17 protein-coding genes are annotated in these 19,140 nt (G+C 38.2%); 10 read left to right on the top strand and 7 right to left on the bottom strand.

Annotated elements, in window-relative coordinates:
- Positions 1–29: 29 nt before the first annotated feature.
- Together PL9214_RS01870 and rlmD are read right to left on the bottom strand one after the other, a co-directional pair.
- Complete coding sequence (locus PL9214_RS01870) at positions 30–515, bottom strand: universal stress protein (protein WP_072717145.1); 486 nt, start codon at positions 513–515, stop codon at positions 30–32.
- Positions 516–799: 284 nt separating this feature from the next.
- Positions 800–2,203 carry a 23S rRNA (uracil(1939)-C(5))-methyltransferase RlmD gene (rlmD, locus tag PL9214_RS01865; RefSeq protein WP_072717144.1) on the bottom strand — a complete coding sequence of 468 codons (1,404 nt, stop codon included), beginning with the start codon at positions 2,201–2,203 and terminating at the stop codon, positions 800–802.
- Positions 2,204–2,368: 165 nt separating this feature from the next.
- Here rlmD and PL9214_RS01860 point away from each other — a divergent pair, with 165 nt between their 5' ends.
- Positions 2,369–2,854: an allophycocyanin subunit alpha-B gene (locus PL9214_RS01860; RefSeq protein ID WP_072717143.1), complete on the top strand. Its 486-nt coding sequence runs from the start codon at positions 2,369–2,371 to the stop codon at positions 2,852–2,854.
- A 368-nt stretch (positions 2,855–3,222) separates the two neighbouring features.
- Here the strand turns inward: PL9214_RS01860 and PL9214_RS01855 are convergent, their stop codons facing one another.
- Both PL9214_RS01855 and PL9214_RS01850 read right to left on the bottom strand, forming a co-directional pair.
- A complete protein-coding gene (locus PL9214_RS01855; protein ID WP_072717142.1) occupies positions 3,223–4,827 on the bottom strand; it encodes a HEAT repeat domain-containing protein in 1,605 nt (534 codons plus the stop codon).
- A gap of 133 nt (positions 4,828–4,960) precedes the next feature.
- Positions 4,961–5,188, bottom strand: a complete 228-nt coding sequence (locus PL9214_RS01850; RefSeq protein WP_072717141.1) for a hypothetical protein — start codon at positions 5,186–5,188, stop codon at positions 4,961–4,963.
- 225 nt (positions 5,189–5,413) lie between these two features.
- On the opposite strand from PL9214_RS01850, the gene ruvB reads away from it, so the two are divergent.
- Positions 5,414–6,547 carry a Holliday junction branch migration DNA helicase RuvB gene (ruvB, locus tag PL9214_RS01845; protein WP_072717140.1) on the top strand — a complete coding sequence of 378 codons (1,134 nt, stop codon included), beginning with the start codon at positions 5,414–5,416 and terminating at the stop codon, positions 6,545–6,547.
- A gap of 9 nt (positions 6,548–6,556) precedes the next feature.
- Here the strand turns inward: ruvB and PL9214_RS01840 are convergent, their stop codons facing one another.
- Positions 6,557–6,973 (bottom strand): hypothetical protein, encoded by a 417-nt coding sequence (locus tag PL9214_RS01840; protein WP_072717139.1) that lies wholly within the window; start codon positions 6,971–6,973, stop codon positions 6,557–6,559.
- An 832-nt stretch (positions 6,974–7,805) separates the two neighbouring features.
- Between PL9214_RS01840 and PL9214_RS01835 the strand changes: the two genes are divergently transcribed.
- Entirely contained in the window at positions 7,806–9,185 is a 1,380-nt protein-coding gene (locus PL9214_RS01835) for a YegS/Rv2252/BmrU family lipid kinase (RefSeq protein ID WP_083579849.1), read from the top strand.
- A 146-nt stretch (positions 9,186–9,331) separates the two neighbouring features.
- Here the strand turns inward: PL9214_RS01835 and PL9214_RS01830 are convergent, their stop codons facing one another.
- Complete coding sequence (locus PL9214_RS01830) at positions 9,332–10,498, bottom strand: GIY-YIG nuclease family protein (RefSeq protein ID WP_072717137.1); 1,167 nt, start codon at positions 10,496–10,498, stop codon at positions 9,332–9,334.
- A 446-nt stretch (positions 10,499–10,944) separates the two neighbouring features.
- Between PL9214_RS01830 and PL9214_RS01825 the strand changes: the two genes are divergently transcribed.
- The 3 genes from PL9214_RS01825 (at position 10,945) to PL9214_RS01815 (ending at position 14,302) form a co-directional block, all read left to right on the top strand.
- Positions 10,945–11,739, top strand: a complete 795-nt coding sequence (locus tag PL9214_RS01825; RefSeq protein WP_072717136.1) for an ABC transporter ATP-binding protein — start codon at positions 10,945–10,947, stop codon at positions 11,737–11,739.
- 157 nt (positions 11,740–11,896) lie between these two features.
- Positions 11,897–13,081, top strand: coding sequence for a CapA family protein (locus PL9214_RS01820; protein ID WP_072717135.1), 1,185 nt, complete (start codon positions 11,897–11,899; stop codon positions 13,079–13,081).
- A 102-nt stretch (positions 13,082–13,183) separates the two neighbouring features.
- On the top strand, positions 13,184–14,302 hold the full coding sequence (locus PL9214_RS01815) for a helix-turn-helix domain-containing protein (protein WP_072717134.1): 1,119 nt from the start codon (positions 13,184–13,186) through the stop codon (positions 14,300–14,302).
- Positions 14,303–14,319: 17 nt separating this feature from the next.
- Here the strand turns inward: PL9214_RS01815 and PL9214_RS01810 are convergent, their stop codons facing one another.
- The gene (locus PL9214_RS01810; RefSeq protein WP_072717133.1) at positions 14,320–14,961 is read right to left on the bottom strand and encodes a DUF938 domain-containing protein; all 642 of its coding nucleotides are present in this window, start codon (positions 14,959–14,961) and stop codon (positions 14,320–14,322) included.
- Positions 14,962–15,267: 306 nt separating this feature from the next.
- Between PL9214_RS01810 and PL9214_RS01805 the strand changes: the two genes are divergently transcribed.
- The 4 genes from PL9214_RS01805 (at position 15,268) to PL9214_RS01790 (ending at position 19,133) form a co-directional block, all read left to right on the top strand.
- Positions 15,268–15,543 (top strand): DUF485 domain-containing protein, encoded by a 276-nt coding sequence (locus PL9214_RS01805; RefSeq protein ID WP_072717132.1) that lies wholly within the window; start codon positions 15,268–15,270, stop codon positions 15,541–15,543.
- A 3-nt stretch (positions 15,544–15,546) separates the two neighbouring features.
- The gene (locus PL9214_RS01800; protein ID WP_072717131.1) at positions 15,547–17,124 is read left to right on the top strand and encodes a sodium:solute symporter family transporter; all 1,578 of its coding nucleotides are present in this window, start codon (positions 15,547–15,549) and stop codon (positions 17,122–17,124) included.
- Between the two features lie 228 nt (positions 17,125–17,352).
- Positions 17,353–18,540, top strand: a complete 1,188-nt coding sequence (locus PL9214_RS01795; RefSeq protein ID WP_072717130.1) for an AAA family ATPase — start codon at positions 17,353–17,355, stop codon at positions 18,538–18,540.
- Positions 18,537–19,133, top strand: a complete 597-nt coding sequence (locus PL9214_RS01790; protein WP_072717129.1) for a DUF4276 family protein — start codon at positions 18,537–18,539, stop codon at positions 19,131–19,133. Before PL9214_RS01795 ends, PL9214_RS01790 begins: the two co-directional genes overlap by 4 nt.
- The last annotated feature ends 7 nt before the right edge of the window (positions 19,134–19,140 follow it).

Below are 19,140 nucleotides of genomic sequence, written 5' to 3'. Positions count from 1 at the left end.
ATGGCAGGGGTAGCAAATTTTAAATCAATTTAAGACGGATGGGATTGTACGATTAACACCGAACAAGGCCCATGATGAACAACATATTGACTAACACTTCCTAAAAGCAATTCTCCTAAAGCCGAGTAACCCCGACGTCCCATCAAAATCAAATCCGCTTCCCAATGTTTGGCAACCTCACAAATCGTTTTACCCGGTTTACCGACGGTTTGTGTATATTCCGTCGCCACCCCTGCATCTATTGCGATTTGGTGCCAAGATTTAAGGGCATCTAAACTTTTTTGGGTAAACTCTTGCCATTGCTGCTGATAGGTATAGAGCAATTCTTGATTTGCCGTTGGATAGTAGCTTAACCCGACTAAGATGCCAAAATCAGGACTGCTTTCTTCGTCCGTACACAAAACGTGCAGTAACATCAAATTCGCTTGATTGCATACTGCCAGTTCTAAAGCTTGCTCAAACACAGCCTGACTGTTGGAAGACAGATCCAAAGGCGCAAGAATTTTCTTAAACATACCTTTTATATGTTGATCTGTAAGGGGCAATTGTTAAACCACTCATGGGGGACTAAGGACAGATCCAAGCAACAGAACCGGGGAATTGGTTCGGTTTTTTAAAGATGACTCCCTAGGAATTGATTCCAAGAAGTTTTTAATGATCTAGGAGAACGACCTTAGCCAGAATTTAGTGTTAATGTTTTACCCATTATAAGATGAATGGGATTTCTGTTTCACAAATTTTGATCACAAAAAATAGAAACAGAAATTTCCTTAAGGGGTCATGAATCCAGGGTTTGATGTCATTGCTGGGATGAACGACTTAAAAAAGCAGCACATTCAACATGGGACGTTTGCGGGAAAAAATCCGCAGGTTGTACCCGTATTAATTCATAGACTCCCATTTCACATAAAACTTTTAGATCCCGTGCTAAGGTTGCGGGTTTACAACTGATATAGATCAGTTGTTGAGGTTGGAGATCTAGCAAGGTTTCTAATACCCTGCGATCGCATCCTTTTCGAGGCGGATCAAGTAAAACAATATCAGGTTTATACCCTAACTGGGGTAATAACTTTTGTACTGTTCCCAGTTTAAACTCAACGGTGTCAATTTGATTTAAAATAGCATTCTGCCGAGCTTGCTCAATCGCCATTTCTTGTACTTCCAAACCAATCACTTGAGGGGACTGTAACGACTGCTTAGAACCCGCTTGTTTTTGCAGTAAATCCTTTGCTAGAGGTAAAGTAAATGTCCCAATTCCACAATAGGCATCAACAATCCGTTCAGTTCCTTGTAAATTGAGTTCTTGTAGCATTATTTGTAATAACGCTTCTGCCACTTCTGTATTAATTTGAAAAAACGTATCGGGTCTAAGCAAAAACTGGAGTCCCCCAAATTCTTCCTTTAAATAGGGTTGACCGACTAAACAGCGTGTTTCCTGACCAAAAATAGCATTTGTTTGATCCACATTGATATTTAAACAAACCCCCTTTAAGGAAGGATATTGTTCTAACCAAGTTTCCGCTTGTTCTTGCAGTCCGGGTAAACTCCCCTGGGTTGCAATTAAAGTTAACAACATTTCCCCGGTGCGTTGTCCAATTCTCAGGGACAGATGGCGAAGTTTTCCTCGGTGTTGGGGTTCGTCATAAATTGACCACCCTCGCTTTTGAATATCTTGCTTAATATTCGCCAGTAAAGGATTTAGACGTTGATCCTGTACCGGACATTGATTTAAGTTAACTAAACGATGACTGTGTTTCTGAAAGTAACCCGCCTGGACTTGACCGCTTGCAGAACGTCCCAGGGGATAGGTGACTTTATTACGATATCCTAAAGCCGACTCTCCTGCTAATACTGGCTCCACCGGAGGCTGGGTAAATCCCCCAATCCGTTCTAAGGCTTTAACGACTAAATCCCGTTTGGCTTGTAATTGAAATTCATAATCAATATGTTGCCACTGACAGCCCCCACATTTATCCGCCACAATACATCGCGGGGAAACCCGATCAGGAGATGCTTCTAAGATATGCTGCACTTTCCCTTCAGCATACTTACTTTTGACCCGCACCAGTCGCACCCGTAGGCGATCGCCCGGAACCGTATCTGGAACAAATACCACTCGATCTTGGTAACGGCCCACTCCATTGCCATCATCGGTTAAATCTGTAATTTCAATTTCTACTTGTTGTCCTTGCTGCCACATCATGATTAAGGATTAAAAATTAAGAATTGTTAACGATTTGGGGGGGATTGTTCATCCCGATTTAAGCCGATTCTCTCGATTTACAATTAACTGCTTCCCCAGATCCCCCTGAGTCGCTAAACTACTTAATGGTATCTTGAAAAACTTTAATAGCTCTTGAGGTTTTAGATGACAGTAGTTAGCCAAGTTATTCTCAAAGCTGATGATGAACTCCGTTATCCGAGTGTTGGTGAACTCAAAAGCATCAATGACTTTTTGAAAACGGGTGAACAGCGCGTGCGGATTGCTTCCACACTGGCTGATAATGAAAAAAAGATTGTAGATCGTGCCAGTAACCAACTGTGGAAAAAACGCCCTGACTTTATTGCCCCCGGTGGTAATGCGTCAGGTTCACGGGAACGGTCTTTATGCTTGCGGGATTATGGCTGGTATCTGCGCTTAATTACCTATGGGATTCTGTCCGGTGACAAAGATCCCATTGAAAGCATTGGTTTGGTGGGGGTCAAAGAAATGTATAACTCTTTAGGCGTTCCCATGCCCGGAATGGTAGAAGCCATTGTTTGTCTCAAAGAAGCGTCTCTGGCGTTACTCGATGACGAAGATGCTAAAGAAGCAGCCCCCTACTTTGACTTTATCATTCAAGCCATGTCCTAAGTTTGAACATGGGTTTCAACTGTCTGTGAAGACGTACCCGGTGTGCGTCTCCACAGATTTTTTATAGTAGGGAACAGCTTAACTGGGAACTGGGAACAGGGGGGAAAGAAAATAGGGAATAGGAGATAGAAAAAAGTGATTAGCAACCCTAGCAATTATTTGTAGCAAATATTAAAGGATGAAATATTAGAAACTAAGGAATGAAAAACCAATAAGGTGACTAATTGAGCAATAGTTTACGGTAGATCAAGGTTTCTAGGGTTTAATTGTGCAAGTTATTTATTTTTAATTCCTAATAGCCCAAACCTAGATGATAAATTGTTTTTCGTTTTATTCCCTATTCCCTGTTCCCTGTTCTCTCAAGAATTTCAAAAAGAACGGCGATAGTTGCGTAGTGCTTGAATTAATCGCCCGCCTCGTTTCAGAGCAATATCAGCTAATTCTACAATCCATTGATTGGGCATTGCTTGAGGTTGAATTGTTAGGATATAGTGGAGGGCTTCTTCTTCTTTTCCTATCCCTAAACGATAGGCATAAAGGATAAATGCGATCGCAGTAGAACGACTAATTCCCGCTTGACAATGAATTAATAAATCTCCTTGATTGGCTTGAACCGATTTCATAAAATGCAGCGCTTCTAAAATATGTTTAAGACTCGGTAAAATATATTCAGGATCATGATAAGGCGTATCAATATCATCAAATTCTAATCGCCATCGACTCGGAACTTGATCAAACCCTTCAGGAAGTTCACTACCGGGACTACCAATAGAAATTAAATAGCCAATTTTGGCTCCTTGAAAGTGTTCTAAAATATAGTTTTTAGCTTCGGCTCTAGAGGAAATCCAAAGTTTAGGTAAATGGGAATAAGGCGAAACAATATTAGGATTAAATAAGGTTGTTAAAAATGTTTTTGATTCTGAAGAATCTAATTTATCTAAAGCTGTTTCTGCCCAAGATCGCACATAAACATCCGCATCATTTAAAGCAGTTTTTAATCCATTAATTGTTGAAGGGGTATTCATCGATTGAATAGTTTCAACCACTTTTGCCCGCACAAAAGGATCGGGATCATGAATTTTCTTGAGCAGTTTATTAATTACAAATTCATTGCCAATGCGTCCCAACACTTCAACAACCCGAGTTCTGACATCGGCATTATTATGATTAAGGGCTTGTAAAAGTACCTTAATAGCAAAGGAATCATTAATCATTTCCAATCCATAAACGGCATTGGTATAAACATAAAATTCTGAATCATCAAGGGCATTTTTTAACCCTGTAATTGCCGATACTCCTCCTAAAAATCCTAAAGCCGTTGCGGCTCGACCTCGAACATAATGATCAGGATCGGAAGCTAAAATTTCTCTTAATTTTGTTATCGCTAAACGATTTTTTATTTTACCTAATGCCGTCGCTGCTCGCCAACGAACTTGGCTATCTTCATGATTAAGAGCAACAATTAATCCCCGAATAGCTCGATCACTGGCAATTTGTCCTAATCCCCAAGTTGCCCAAAGGCGAGTTTTTTGTAAGGGATCTTTTAATGCTTTTAATAATAAAGGTTCGGCGGCTTGACCGATTTGAGTAATTGCCCAAGCTGACCAAGCATTAACAAGTTCATTGGGATGATGTAATCCTTTAAAAAACCAAGGAAGTAATAGAGGTGAACGGGTTTGGGCTAATAAACGAATTTTAAAAGCCAGGGGAAGATTTAATTGAATGACCAGAGAAAAGGCTTTGTTTTGAAATTCAGGTTTAACGGTTTTTGTTAACAACGTTCCTTGAATAACATTTAATTTTAAAGCCAAACTCACCACCTGTAGCATCAAGTCTTCGGATTCAACTTCTTTCAACACTTTTGCAAGAAAATCAAAGGTTAATGCCCCTCGCAAATAGTCTTGTTTGAGTTGTTCATCACTCAACTGATGCAGCCGTCTTTTCAGTGTTTCAACATCGTAGAAATTAGTCATTAAATTGGGTAAGACCAGAGAAAGCCGGAAAAAAAGGGGAGTTAGGGAGAAAAGGCAACAAGAGGACAGACTGGAGTTTTTGTTCGGGGTTAACGATTAACCGTCAACTTTAATCATTAGATTAATCTTGATTTTATCTTGATCTGCGAGATTCAGATAACAGTTTTGGGATCGGTTGGTCTTCAACAGCAACCTCTTGAGCCTCCTGTGAAACAATCCATTGTCCTAATACCCTTAAAATATATTCAGGATAAAATAATGTATGGGCTGGTTTTGTCATGTGCATGACTTCTACAAAAGACTGATAAATTTTAGGATGTTTGACTCCTAACGTCAGAATCTGATCTAAATATTGGTGCAAGAATTTTGTTATCCCATTCGGCTTTCCCCCTTCGGTAGCCGGCCATACTCCTCCCCATGACTAAAGCATGATCACTGATGTAATTGGAAGACATGAATGAACTCCTCAAATCTATTCACAATTGATGGTTAAATATGAAAGGGAAGAATAGGAGAGGATCAAAACTCATTCATCCCCAAACCTGCTAACCTGTAACCTATAGCCCTTATATAGCGTAAGTCTATTATGGCGATTATTTCTTCCAAAAAGCAGTCCCCTGAACCTGAACCCTCGGATAATTTCTCTGGGTTGGCGACTCCAGCAGCTAAAAAATCCAGAAAATCTAAGACCCAGGAGCCGATTGATGAGTTGGATTATTTATTAGAAGCAGAAGCAACACCCCAGGAAGAAATTAATCGTCAACAGGATGAAAAAATTCGTCCCCATCGGTTAGAAGATTATATTGGACAAAAAGATTTAAAAGATGTTTTATCCATTGCGATCGCGGCTGCCAAATCTCGTCAGGAACCGTTAGATCATTTATTATTATATGGCCCTCCGGGGTTGGGAAAAACCACCATGTCGCTGATTTTAGCGTCGGAAATGGGGGTAACGTGTAAAATTACAACGGCTCCAGCGTTAGAAAAACCCCGTGATATTGCGGGATTATTAGTGAGTTTAAAGCCGGGAGAAGTGTTATTTATTGATGAAATTCATCGATTATCAAAAGTTGCTGAAGAAATTTTATATCCGGCGATGGAAGATTGCCGATTAGATATTACCATTGGTCAAGGGCGAGCGGCAAAAACTCGCAGTATTCCTCTCAAACCCTTTACCATTGTGGGTGCGACAACACGGGTGGGTTCCTTAACGGCTCCATTGCGCGATCGCTTCGGAATTATTCAACGATTACGCTTTTATGAAATTGATGAATTAAGTTTAATTGTACAACGCACTGCCAAATTATTAAATACTCCCATTACCCCAGAAGGAGCGATCGAAATTGCTCAACGTGCTAGGGGAACGCCTCGAATTGCAAATCGGTTATTACGTCGAGTTCGAGATTATGTTCAAGTCAAAAGTACAGGAGAAATTAATGCGGAAATTGCCAATATTGCCTTAGAAGTTTTTAATGTTGATCCCATGGGATTAGATTGGACAGATCGCAATATGTTAAGTGCGATGATTGAAAACTTTAAAGGCGGGCCAGTGGGATTAGAAACAATGGCGGCAATTACTGGGGAAGATACCCAAACCATTGAAGAAGTTTATGAACCTTATTTAATGCAAATTGGGTTTATTCAACGCACAAACCGGGGTCGTGTGGCGACACCTGCGGCTTGGAAACATTTAGGATTTGATCATCCTGAAAATCGTTAAAGTTAAAGTTTACAATTCTCCTTGTAATCCTTTATAAAATAGCTTGTCATTGGGTGCTAAAGAAGCATCATTATTTTCTGCTACTTTAGCTCGGTCTGCTTGCTCATTTAACTTTTTATGAGCGATTTTTCTAGCATCTTCAATGGCTGCTTTCCTTTTTTCGGTTTTACCGACTAAATTTTTAGTAGTATCAAGTTGATCAAATACTTTTTCTGACGCATCTTTAGCTGCATCAGAGGCTTTTGGTAAATCTAAATTCTCAGTATTTCCGCCTTTGACATGATAAAAGTCGGCTTCTGGAGTGAGTGCTTTAGCAAAAACAGGAGTGCTAAAAATTCCAGCCCCAACCCATATCAACCCCACTAAAATAACGGCGATCGCCCATTTTATACTGAATTGCTTTAAGGTCAAAATTAAACGCTGCATAATCACCTTTTGATCAGTTTGCTAAACATTAACCCGGAATTATGATTTGCTGAAACTAGAAATACATTCCTAATTCAATAGCGTGAAATTAAATAGCTCAATTTTCATCTATCTGAAGTTATACAATATTGATCCTAACTGCTGAAGGGGTGAGTTTGCGGCACGGTTAAATTCTGTCAATACAGATTATGGTTTTGATATTAAATTTTAAAGAAATGTATATTTATTTGAACAACAGAACTAATTCTATAACGCTACGCATTACAGTTAGGACATTTCTAAATCCTGAAAAGGATTCACTGCTTACTGTTCCCTGTTCCCTGTTCCCTGTTCCCTGTTCAAGTATTGCTATAGATTTTTGCTTAAGTTTTTAATCTATCAACTCTAAATCGGTTAAAATTAAAAGCTCATTAAGAGGGATTGAGACGAACGACCTCTGTTGATCTTAAAAGTTTGATCAAAAACCATACAAGCTTGAATTGACTCAACAGCGAAACACGCTGAAGATTTTTTCAGGTGATGGGATCGGTTCAGACGATTAAACGGAGAACTTTAATTTTATCAAAAATTCAAATAAGCGGGATTTTTTGTAAAGATTCCATGAAATCGATGAATCACTCCGCTTCTTCCCGGATGGATATGCAAACATAATTAGTAAATTCACCGATTGTTATACCAGGGGACAAAAGTCCGTGAAATCACGCCTTTGTGAACTCACGGAGTTTTTTTCTTTTTTAGGGGACAATTTTTTAAGGCTGTACAGTTGTCAGGGTAGAGGCAGATTCAAGGCAATCCACGATATCATAGTCATAATTAAGATAAGAGTTGAATTATGACTGCGATCATTGCCCTACTCGCTGATGAGACTCAGCAAGAAAAGCTCGTGAATTTTATAACTCAACACGAGAATGTCCTATCCCATTACCGCCTCATGGGTTTAGACAATCTTGCAGGTGCTTTAAAACAGAGGACATGGTTAAGGATTGAGACAATGTTATCTCTGCGACAAGGAGGGGATATGGTCATCGCCTCAAAAATAATTGCAGGGGAAGAGATTGCTGCGGTCATTTATTTAGTAGAACCCACCCAAACGACTTTTTCTGAGTTACCGCTTTTAACATTACTCCGAGTTTGCAATATCTACAATATTCCGATTGCGAGTAATATTGGAACCGCAGAAGCAATTATTGTTCAATTGCGCCGAACTCGTTCGGCGTATTTAATTTTTAATCCCGTTTCAGGGGTGGGAAATGCTAATCAAGATTTATTATTAATTCGACAATTATTAGAACCCTATTTTCATTTAAAAGTTCACTTAACAACACCTGAAACTGATCCAACGGAATTAGCAAAAGAAGCGGTGGAACAAAATGTTGACTTAGTAATTGCATCGGGGGGAGATGGGACGGTTTCGGCTGTAGCAGGAGCCGTGATTAATACCAATATTCCATTAGGAATTATCCCCAGAGGCACGGCTAATGCCTTTTCGGTGGCGTTGGGAATTCCGACGAATATTCAGGGGGCTTGTGAAGTCATTATTGCCGGATTAATCCGCACGATTGATGTGGCAAATTGTAATGGTTTACCGATGATTTTACTAGCTGGAATTGGGTTTGAAGCCGAAACGGTGAGTAAAGCAGATCGAGAAACGAAAAAACGCTGGGGGCCGTTAGCTTATATTATGGCAGGATGGCAACAATTAAACGAACAAACAGACTTTGAAACGGAAATTGAAATTAATGGTGAAATCAATCAATGTGAAGCTGCCGCGATTACAGTTGCCAATGTTGCTCCTGCTACTTCCGTTTTAGCCCAAGGATTAGGACAGGTGATTCCTGATGATGGATTGTTAGAAGTTTTAATGTATACCTCTCCTGTCGATAAAATGCAAGCCTTGGCGGGGATGGTGCGTTTATTAGGGGCAGGTTTACTGAAAACAGAAATTCAACGAGATAATATGATTGCCTTTCGGACTCAACGCCTTAAAATTTCAACTAATCCTCCTCAAAAAGTAGTTTTAGATGGGGAAATTATTGGCACAACACCGATAGAAGTAGAATGTGTTCCTAAAGGATTAAAAATTATGACTCCGGCGATTTCTGCCGTCCCTAATGTTGAAGAAGTTGCAACTTTGAATGTGAATGAGGTTGAAGTTAATGAAATAGAGAATAGCTTAGTGGAGATCCTTCCCCTGGAAAAGCCAGGGCTTTAAGAAATAAGCGATCGCCCTCTTTAACACAAATTACTATCAACATTTTATCCCACCTCAACTTAACCTATAATTCCTACTAATATAAGATAACTCCCTATTTTTGATCGCAACAGTTCTCAATTAATTAGGGTTTCCGGGAATATAATTTAAGGAGAATCATTCATTAATTCAACATTGACACAAAAGCGAATTCCTAATATTTCTTCAAAAGCAGATTCCAGATGAGGAATTTTATCTTGAATCATTTTCAGTAAGGTTCGACTGGTAACACCCACACGGGTACTTTCAGGGCTTAATTCAATTAAACTTCCTTGTTGACGCAATAAGGTTTGGGTTCCTAATGGTCTAATTTGAGTTAAAACTTGATGCCAAATTTCATCTAAACTATCACAAGGAATAAACCCTAATTCTCCTGTATCTCCGTCTTCTCCAATATGAACTAATCGACAATAACGGGCTTCAAACCCAAATTCTTTTAATTCTTTAAACAGTTCAGGAACCATCCCTGGTAAAGCCCAATATCGTCGAGGTATTTCAATTTCTAAACGAGCATAGGGTTTATCCGTTGTAAAATAAATTCCCAAGGGAACTCCTGCTTCTAATAAGGAGGTATCTACCGTATTTTCATCCTCGGCGGTAATAGAATATTTGTCTAAACAGCTTTTGAATTGCTCAAATTTAGTTTCATATTCAAACAAGGAAAACCCCACCATAATCACAGTATCACCTAACTGTAAGCAACGTTTTTGTTGGGCAACTCCTAAGCGATAACGAATTAGACTCATGGCGCTATGTCTTAAGGATTGTTCAGTATAAATACTATTTCCATTTAATCCATGAGATTCTAAACGAGATAAAATGCGGGTCATATCTCTTTGAATTGCAACTTTAAATTGAAACAGGTGATCTCGTTCCTGTTGTAATTTTTGATAGTCTTGTTCTAGGTGATTTAATTTTTCTTCTGTATTTTTTAATTTTTGAGTCGCCGATTTTAATTGTTGGGAAAGGGTACTAATTTGGTGATGGGTTTCTTGACGTAGACGAAAATAATCGTGAATTAACCGGGCTGCATATTCAGGAGAATCAAATTCAAACCAATCACTTTGTAAGCGACGATAGGCAAAAATTTCATGTAATTTTGTTTCATCTTTTTGAGGATCAGGAGTGCTAAAAATTTCGATTACTTTTAACGCATAGGGAATTTGATCATTAAGGATTTGATTCCGGGTTAATACCTGCAAAGATCTTTCAATTTTAAATCGTTTTGTTCCTTCTGCTTGTAATAGATAGATATTGCTCTCTAACTCTGTCATCTTAATTTAAACCTCATTTATGATATGAATAGATGGCTTTTATTGTCAAAGGTTAGATTTAATTTTTATCTCATTTCTAGGGTCTTCAACATCAGAATAAGCGTTAACAAAATTTGAGTCTGGTTATCTGATGAAAAAATCTATCTCTCTGAGTTCAAGATTAATTAACCTATAAATATTCTAATCAATTCCTGAACACAGCGAGGTTTAAATGATCGCAAGATAACGGAGAGCTTGGTGCAAAGCCGCTAGGAAGGAATAATCGGTGTTGTTAACGGGATCATCAGACTCGATCCAGTCATCTAGCTACTAGGGCTAGGTCATGTTAAACTGCGGAACCAGAACGGGTAAACCAACAGTCATTGCGCTTATCAGCCGAAAATAGCTGTTCATTACCTCATTATAATAGATAAATTGCAGATCAAAACTTTTGTTAAATATAAACCATGATTAAAACCCAATCTATTCATGTTACTTTTAATCGAAATACGGCTTTAGAAAAACAAGCACTCAGGGATATTAATCTAATAATTCCTGAAGGTCAGTTTATTACTGTTATTGGGAGCAATGGGGCTGGTAAATCAACCTTATTGAATGTTTTAACAGGGGATATTCTTCCGAATGCGGGTAAGGTTTGGATTAATAATCAAGAAGTAACCACTTGGTCATCCTCAAAACGAGCAAAATTTGTGGCAAGAGTTTTTCAAAATCCCTTAGCAGGTTCCTGTGCGAATTTAACCGTTGAAGAAAATTTAGCGTTAGCCTATCGTCGGGGATGTTTTAGGGGGTTTCGTTCTGCTTTAAATCATCGCTTACGAGAGGAATTTCGCTGCCGTTTAGCACGGTTAAATTTAGGGTTAGAAAATCGTTTAGGCGATCTTATGGGATTACTATCAGGCGGTCAACGTCAAGCGGTAAGTTTATTAATGTCAACTTTAGCTCCCCATCAAGTTTTACTCCTCGATGAACATACCGCCGCCCTTGATCCAAAAACGGCGAATTATATTCTACAATTAACCCGTGAAATTGTTTCGGAGAACCGATTAACTACATTAATGGTAACTCATAGTATGCGCCAAGCTTTGGATTTAGGCGATCGCACATTAATGTTACACGAAGGTCAAATTATTTTTGATATTTCAGGTTCAGAACGTCAGGGTTTAACCGTTACCGATTTACTGCATTTATTTGAAGAACAGCAACATGAGTCTTTAACAGATGATGCCCTTTTATTGGGATAAATTCATCTTAGTCATTAAAAATATGGTAAAATCCCAGAAGATATTTTTACTGGAAACGATAGTTTTTAACCCTGTGCTGGTTAAAATTGCGATTCATTGAAAATCAAAATAGAATTCAATTATTATTGAATTCTAATAAAAAAATGAGGATATATTGATGAATTTATACTTAAAAAAACGCTTAATTACTTTCCTATTAACGAGCAGCTTTTTTGTTTTGATAGGGGGGTGCGATCGCAATACAACCCAAACAAAACAATCGGAAGCCGTCGCTGAAGTCACGGCTACTCAACCTCCTAAACCCTATACAAAAGAAGCAGAATTAGTAGCTGTGGGTGATATTATGATGCACGGTGCTCAAATTAAATCGGGTTATGACCCGACTACAAAAACCTATAATTATGATAACTTTTTTACCGAAGTTAAAGGAATTTTATCCTCTGGAGATTGGGTTATTGGTAACTTAGAAACAACTTTATCAGGCCCAGAAACGGGGTATACGGGATATCCGTTATTTAACGCTCCAGATCCCTTAGCTGATGCGATTAAAAAAGCTGGGTTTAATATTATTTCTACCATCAATAATCATTCCTTAGATCGAGGCGAAAAAGGAGTTTTAAAAACCTTAGACAATGTGAAAAAACGGGGTTTAATTCCCATCGGCACAGCGACCTCAGCGAAAGAATCAGCCAAAATCACTATCGTTGAAAAAAATAATATTTCTATGGCAATTTTAGGCTATAGCTATGGAACAAATGGTATTCCAATTCCCAAAGGTAAGAATTATTTAGTCTCTTTAATTAATCCTCAAAAAATCACCCAAGATATTACTAAAGCTCGTCAAGCTGGGGTTGATATTGTTACCGTTATTTTACATTTTGGCGTAGAATACCAGCGTCAACCTAATGGTGAACAAAAAGCCTTAGTCAAACAGTTAGTCAATGCAGGTGCTGATATTATTTTAGGGAGTCATCCTCATGTTGTTCAACCTTATCAAATTATTGAAAAAACTGGGAAATCAGAAAAACCGAAAAAAGCAGTTGTTATTTATTCTATGGGAAATTTTATCTCTAATCAACGGGAAAAATATCGAGATTTGGGGGTAATTTGTAAAGTCAAGGTTTTGAAAAATTTTCCTGATGAAACCACTGAAATTAAAGAGATTAAAGCGATACCTACTTGGGTACATCGCTATAGCCAAGGAGGAAAATATCAGTTTCGTGTCCTTCCGATTGAACAGGTGTTAAAAACTCGTAAAGACCCCTTATTATCACCATCAGATTATCAACAGTTGGAAACCGACCTAAAGAATATGAATCGTCATCTGCATTCTTTTCAATAGAAATCCGGTTCCTTCAAGACACTTTCTCCTCCGCATCCGGAATCAGAATCAAACTATAGAAGAAAGAACTCAGATAGGTGGTACTGAGGCGGAGTAGAAAGTATGGAACTAAATCCGGTAACAGGTTTTGGTGTGACAGCACCGACAACAACAGAGGTGTCTCCTGACAGTTTACGCTCTCTGGTGCGTCAAATTGAAGCAGAACTATATTGTAGTGAAGTTTATAATATTGCTTTAAAAAGCTTACAAAAAATGTTAGGACAAGCGGCTAGTAAAGCCGAAATTGTCATTAAAGCGGTGGGACGAGAAGCTATTCAACTCGCTTTAAAACAAATTGCGAAACAAGAAACAGCAATTATCTGTACAACAGAATCTCCTTCGGTGAATGAGTCTATTTCTGTTACAGCCATTTCCTCAGATTATTCCTCCCCATCATCGGTAAAACAAAGTCCCAAAAAAACAAAATTTACTCCTCCCGAAGTTCAGATTTCGGTTGTTTCTCCCCTCGGTTTTATTGCTGGATATCAACCCCAGAATACAACCTCTGAATCCTCAGAAGAAACCTCGACTTCATCTGATATTTCTTCCTGGGATAATACCCCACAAGTCCAATCTAAACGTCAACCTCCGACTCAAGCTGAAATTAATCAGAAAATTCATCAAAAGCAAAAAATTTATTTACAAGAAATTGGGGAAGAATTGCGAAAAGCGAGAGAATCCTATCACCTGAGTTTACAACAAATGCACTATTTTACTTTAGTTCCCCTGCATCATTTAGAAGCTTTGGAACAGGGAGAACTTGAGCGCTTACCAGAAGATATTTATATTCGAGGGTTTATTTGTCGGGTAGCGAATGCTTTAGGATTAGAAGGTGGGAAAATAGCAGCGTCTTTTCCCTGTTTAGAATTTAGCGGACAGGTTGGACAATATGGGTCTAAAGTCGATGTTGATTCAGAATTTTATCTCAATTCAGTGCATTTATATTTAGGTTATGCTGCTATTTTAGCGGGTTCTATGGGGGGTTTTGCTTGGTTATCTCAACAAAGTGTTCCTGATGTAACCCTTCCCCCTGATATTCAGAATTTATTAGAACAAAAATCGCCCCAATCCCATCGACAAGAATCATCAACTCCTATACCAGGAAGGCAATCAGACCAGAATCAGATTCAAATTGGGTTTGATTTTTCTCCTCCTGAAATGATGGGTGGTGCGATCGCTTAGTTCTTCTAAATTTTACCCTAAATTTTCTCAAAAATCACCGATAAATTATTAGCGGGCATGGAGATAATTCCTACTAACCGTAAATTTTCTAAGGTTGCTATTTCAATAACCGCTTCTAAATCTCTCACTCCCCATTCTGGGTTAGATAACCGTAACGAGGTATCAAAGACTTCGTTACTAGGTGCAGTGTGTTTTCCTTGTTGTTTATAAGCTCCATATAAATATAAAATTCCCCCGGATGGCAAAATTCGATTTGCACCTGCCATTAATCCCAAGCAAGCCGACCAAGGGGAAATATGAATCATATTAATATTAACAATAGCAGTAATGGGGAATTCTGCCAAGCATTTTAAATCGGGATCTTCAACTAACCAAGTTGATTTCTGCACATCTAATTCTAAAGGGGGGAATAAATTATCCGAAGGACAATCAGTTTGCCAAGCTAAAATACTTTCTCGCAAAATAGGGTTAACTTCTGAAGGTAGCCATTTGCGGGGTTGCAACTGAGGCGCAAAAAATACAGCGTGTTGTCCTGTTCCACTGGCAATTTCTAAAATTGTTCCTGTGGGAGGAAGTACCTGTTTTAAAACCTCTAAAATAGGTTGTTGATTCCGTTCTGTTGCTGGAGCATACTGGCGAGAGTTGTTGGAAATATTCATGAGGGTAATTAGGATTAGAATAGTAAAAGTTTACAATTAAGAGGTTTAGGAGTTGAGTTTACCATTCTGGATAACATTCAACGTCAGTATTTAGAATTTATTGATTAGATAGAACCCCTAACGGATTTAAAACTGAGTCAAGTGCTCGTTTAATCTTCATAAATTAATCGGGTTTCCATCCAAATATCAATAAATGTAAAGTGGATTTTACAAAACTTCATTAAGAAAAGCAAATTCTTTCTCATCCCTGATTCAAAAATAGGTACATCTTCCGATATAATTCCCCTCATGTTCAGGGACATAAAAATGGACGATAGAGACAAAATATTAACTCAACTCGCTGAAGAACGATGGCGAGTTTCTTTGGCATTAACATTAGCCATGATGTTCATTTACTTTGGATTTATCTTGCTAGTGGCCTTTAATAAGTCCTTAATGGGTTCTTTAATTATACCCGGTTTAAGTTGGGGCATTTTGTTAGGTGCTTTAGTGATTATTTCAGCCTGGGTATTAATTTACCTGTATGTGCGTTGGACGAATAACTATTACGATCGCAAAATTGAAGACATTGTTAAGGATTAAGTCATGTCAACGACTCTCGGACAATTTAACCCCGTCGCTATTACATTTTTCCTGCTGTTTGTTGTTGCTTCTTTAGGGATTACTTATTGGGCTTCTACTCATACCAAAAGTGCAGCACAGTTTTACACTGCCGGCGGACAAATTAGTGGATTTCAAAATGGTTTAGCTCTCGCTGGCGATTTTATGAGTGCGGCGAGTTTTTTAGGAATAGCAGGTTTAGTCGCCCTTAATGGTTTTGATGGCTTAATTTACTCCATCGGCTTTTTAGTGGGGTGGCCGATTGTCATGTTTTTAATTGCCGAACCCCTGCGAAATTTAGGAACCTATACTTTTGCAGATGTAGTTGCCTATCGGATGCGTCAAACTCCGGTGAGAATTGCATCAGCAATTGGTACTTTAGCAGTGGTTAGTTTTTACTTAATTGCCCAAATGGTGGGGGCAGGTAATTTAATTAAATTACTGTTCGGCATGGAATATGAATTAGCCGTGATGATTGTCGGTGGTGTGATGTTAGCCTATGTCATTTTTGGGGGCATGATGGCAACCACCTGGGTACAAATTATCAAGGCTTTTTTGTTATTAGGGGGTGCGGTATTATTAACGATTTTGGTCTTATCCAAATTTGGCTTTAATCCCCTTAATTTATTTGCCGCCGCTTCCCAAAAATATGGGCCGGAAGTATTAGCTCCGGGGAAACAAGTTGCTAATCCTTTAGATGCCATTTCTTTAGGGATGTCTTTAATGTTTGGGACAGCAGGATTACCGCATATTTTAATGCGTTTTTATACTGTACCCGACGCCAGAGCCGCCCGCAAATCTGTCATGTATGCGACTTGGTTTATTGGCTTCTTTTATCTGCTGACGTTTATCCTTGGCTTTGGGGCGATGACCTTATTAGGTCGAGAGCAAATTCAAAGCATTGATAAAGGGGGAAATATGGCAGCCCCGATGTTAGCAGAAGTTTTAGGAGGAAACGTTTTATTAGGGTTTATTGCGGCGGTTTCTTTTGCAACCATTTTAGCGGTTGTGGCGGGATTAACCCTTTCTGGTGCGGCAGCTTTATCCCATGATTTATGGGTGAATGTGGTGCGGGGCGGTTCTGCGGATGAAACAGAACAATTAAAAGTTGCTCGTGGCGCCACAATGTTTTTAGGGGCTTTAGCAATTATTTTGGGAATCGTTTTTAAAGGACAAAATGTTGCCTATATGGTGGGTTTAGCTTTTGCGATCGCAGCTAGTGGTAATTTCCCGGCTTTATTGATGTCAATTTTATGGCGACGATTTACCACAAATGGTGCTGTTGCGAGTATGATTACCGGAACACTGACTTCTTTGTTTTTGATTTATTTGTCTCCCACCATTCAAATCGATTTACTCAAACATACAGAAGCCATTTTTCCGCTTAAAAACCCCGGTTTAATCACCATTCCGTTATCATTTGCCGTAGGAATTATTGTTTCTTTGCTAAAAAGCGATCGCCAAGCTTTTACAAAATTTGCAGAAGTTGAGCAATTGATTCATATTAGCGATTTACAATTTCCCTCCACCTTACCCGCCCAGGATATCGATGTAGAATTGTAGAAAACAACGATTGAGAAAAAGTTAGTAATTGCCTTTTTATAGAGCTTGATAAAAAGGCAACTACTTTTTGATAATTCGTATAAATATAGCAAGCTTACCCTTTGACATTCAAACAAGGAATCCGATGTGGCGGGATGAGAGCGCTCAGATAACGATTTGGTAAAGATCAGGAATGGGGAATAATATATAATAGATCACTATGAGTCAAGTTACTTGTAAAATATAATTATGCAAATTACCAGTATCAAAATCAAAAACTATCGAGTTTTTGAGAATTTGGAAGTAGAGAATATTCCCCCTTTTTGTGTGTTAATCGGTGCTAATGGTACCGGGAAATCAACTTTGTTTGATATTTTTAGTTTTTTGCGAGATGCTTTAAAAAATAACATTCGTCAAGCTCTGCAAATTCGAGGGGGTTATAGAGAAGTTGTTACCAGAGGCAAAGAAAAAGAAGATATAGAAATAGAGTTACAATTTCAGATGGAGCTTTCAGGGAAAAAACGACTTGTTACTTATCTATTGATTATTGGACAAGAAGATCGAAAACCTATCATCAAAAGAGAAATATTGCGTTATAAACGCGGTGAATATGGCTCTCCCTATCACTTCCTTGATTTTACTAAAGGTAAAGGTTATGCGATCACCAATGAAGAAAATTTTAGTCAACCTGATGAAGAATTACAAAGAGAAGAACAACAACTACAATCCAATGATATTTTAGCCATTAAAGGATTAGGGCAATTTCAACGTTTTCAAGCCGCTAGTGCTTTTCGTTCCCTGATCGAAAATTGGCACGTTTCCGACTTTCATATTAGCAGATCATGGGGCAGTAAAGACGCACTTTATGCTGAACATCTTTCTCCTACTGGGGATAATATAGCAATCGTTGCACAATATTTATATCGAGAACATCCTGAGATTTTCCAAACCATATTAACTAGAATAAAAGAAAGAGTCCCCGGTATTTCTACAGTAGAAGCCAAAGATACAGAAGACGGGCGATTAATTTTAAAATTTCAAGATGAAGCATTTAAAGATCCATTTATTGATCGTTATGTATCTGATGGCACAATGAAAATGTTTGCCTATTTAATTTTACTTTTTGATCCTAAACCTCACCCTTTACTTTGCGTTGAAGAACCAGAAAACCAATTATATCCAACTCTTTTAACCGAACTTGCTGAAGAATTTGCGAGTTATGCGAATAGAGGAGGACAAGTTTTTGTTTCTACCCATTCCCCTGACTTTTTAAATGCGGTTCCTTTAGACAGTATATTTTGGCTAATCAAAGAAAAAGGGATCACTAAAATGTCTAAAGCCTCAGACGACGAAATCCTCAGAAAATTAGTGGCAGAAGGAGATTTACCTGGCTATTTATGGAATCAAGGCTGGTTTAAAGGAGTTGCACCTTCATGAGTTATGACTTAATTTTTTTATTAGAAGAACCTTCGATGAAAAATGTTTTAGAAGAAATCTTACCAAAAATCATTCCTGAGCAAATTTCCTTTATTTGTATTGCTCATCAAGGTAAACAAGACTTAGCTAAATCTATTCCTATTAAAATTAGAGCTTTCAATAACATTAGCCCCCATACTCAATTTATTATCGTTCATGACCAAGATTCTCATGATTGCCAAAAACTTAAGGCTGAATTATTACAAATTTGTCAAACGGCTGGACAAAATAACCTAATAATTAGGATTATTTGTCATGAACTAGAATCATGGTTTTTAGGCAATTTGGAGGCGGTAGAAAAAGCCTATAATCTTAAACGTAATACTTTGAGTAAACATCAAAATAACAGAAAATACCGTAACCCTGATCAACTTAACTCTGCTAAACAGGAACTCAAAAATTTAGTCCCAGAATATTATCCAGCTACTCACTCGAAAAAAATCGCTCGTTATCTATCTCTAACCGATAATAAATCTAAAAGTTTTCAGGTTTTTATGCAAGGCATAAAAATGTTATTAGAAACCCAAATTATCAGAACACAAAAAAGTATGTGATCATATT

The organism is Planktothrix tepida PCC 9214, assembly GCF_900009145.1.
In the GTDB taxonomy this organism is placed as follows: domain Bacteria; phylum Cyanobacteriota; class Cyanobacteriia; order Cyanobacteriales; family Microcoleaceae; genus Planktothrix; species Planktothrix tepida.
Note: the sequence above shows the minus strand (reverse complement) of the source record. Positions and strands in the feature narration are given on the sequence as shown.

Bases quoted from the DNA above. Each gene is read 5' to 3' on its own strand.
- PL9214_RS01870 (WP_072717145.1), bottom strand. From the start codon at position 515: ATGTTTAAGAAAATTCTTGCGCCTTTGGATCTGTCTTCCAACAGTCAG.
- rlmD (WP_072717144.1), bottom strand. From the start codon at position 2,203: ATGATGTGGCAGCAAGGACAACAAGTAGAAATTGAAATTACAGATTTA.
- PL9214_RS01860 (WP_072717143.1), top strand. From the start codon at position 2,369: ATGACAGTAGTTAGCCAAGTTATTCTCAAAGCTGATGATGAACTCCGT.
- PL9214_RS01855 (WP_072717142.1), bottom strand. From the start codon at position 4,827: ATGACTAATTTCTACGATGTTGAAACACTGAAAAGACGGCTGCATCAG.
- ruvB (WP_072717140.1), top strand. From the start codon at position 5,414: ATGGCGATTATTTCTTCCAAAAAGCAGTCCCCTGAACCTGAACCCTCG.
- PL9214_RS01840 (WP_072717139.1), bottom strand. From the start codon at position 6,973: ATGCAGCGTTTAATTTTGACCTTAAAGCAATTCAGTATAAAATGGGCG.
- PL9214_RS01835 (WP_083579849.1), top strand. From the start codon at position 7,806: ATGACTGCGATCATTGCCCTACTCGCTGATGAGACTCAGCAAGAAAAG.
- PL9214_RS01830 (WP_072717137.1), bottom strand. From the start codon at position 10,498: ATGACAGAGTTAGAGAGCAATATCTATCTATTACAAGCAGAAGGAACA.
- PL9214_RS01825 (WP_072717136.1), top strand. From the start codon at position 10,945: ATGATTAAAACCCAATCTATTCATGTTACTTTTAATCGAAATACGGCT.
- PL9214_RS01820 (WP_072717135.1), top strand. From the start codon at position 11,897: ATGAATTTATACTTAAAAAAACGCTTAATTACTTTCCTATTAACGAGC.
- PL9214_RS01815 (WP_072717134.1), top strand. From the start codon at position 13,184: ATGGAACTAAATCCGGTAACAGGTTTTGGTGTGACAGCACCGACAACA.
- PL9214_RS01810 (WP_072717133.1), bottom strand. From the start codon at position 14,961: ATGAATATTTCCAACAACTCTCGCCAGTATGCTCCAGCAACAGAACGG.
- PL9214_RS01805 (WP_072717132.1), top strand. From the start codon at position 15,268: ATGGACGATAGAGACAAAATATTAACTCAACTCGCTGAAGAACGATGG.
- PL9214_RS01800 (WP_072717131.1), top strand. From the start codon at position 15,547: ATGTCAACGACTCTCGGACAATTTAACCCCGTCGCTATTACATTTTTC.
- PL9214_RS01795 (WP_072717130.1), top strand. From the start codon at position 17,353: ATGCAAATTACCAGTATCAAAATCAAAAACTATCGAGTTTTTGAGAAT.
- PL9214_RS01790 (WP_072717129.1), top strand. From the start codon at position 18,537: ATGAGTTATGACTTAATTTTTTTATTAGAAGAACCTTCGATGAAAAAT.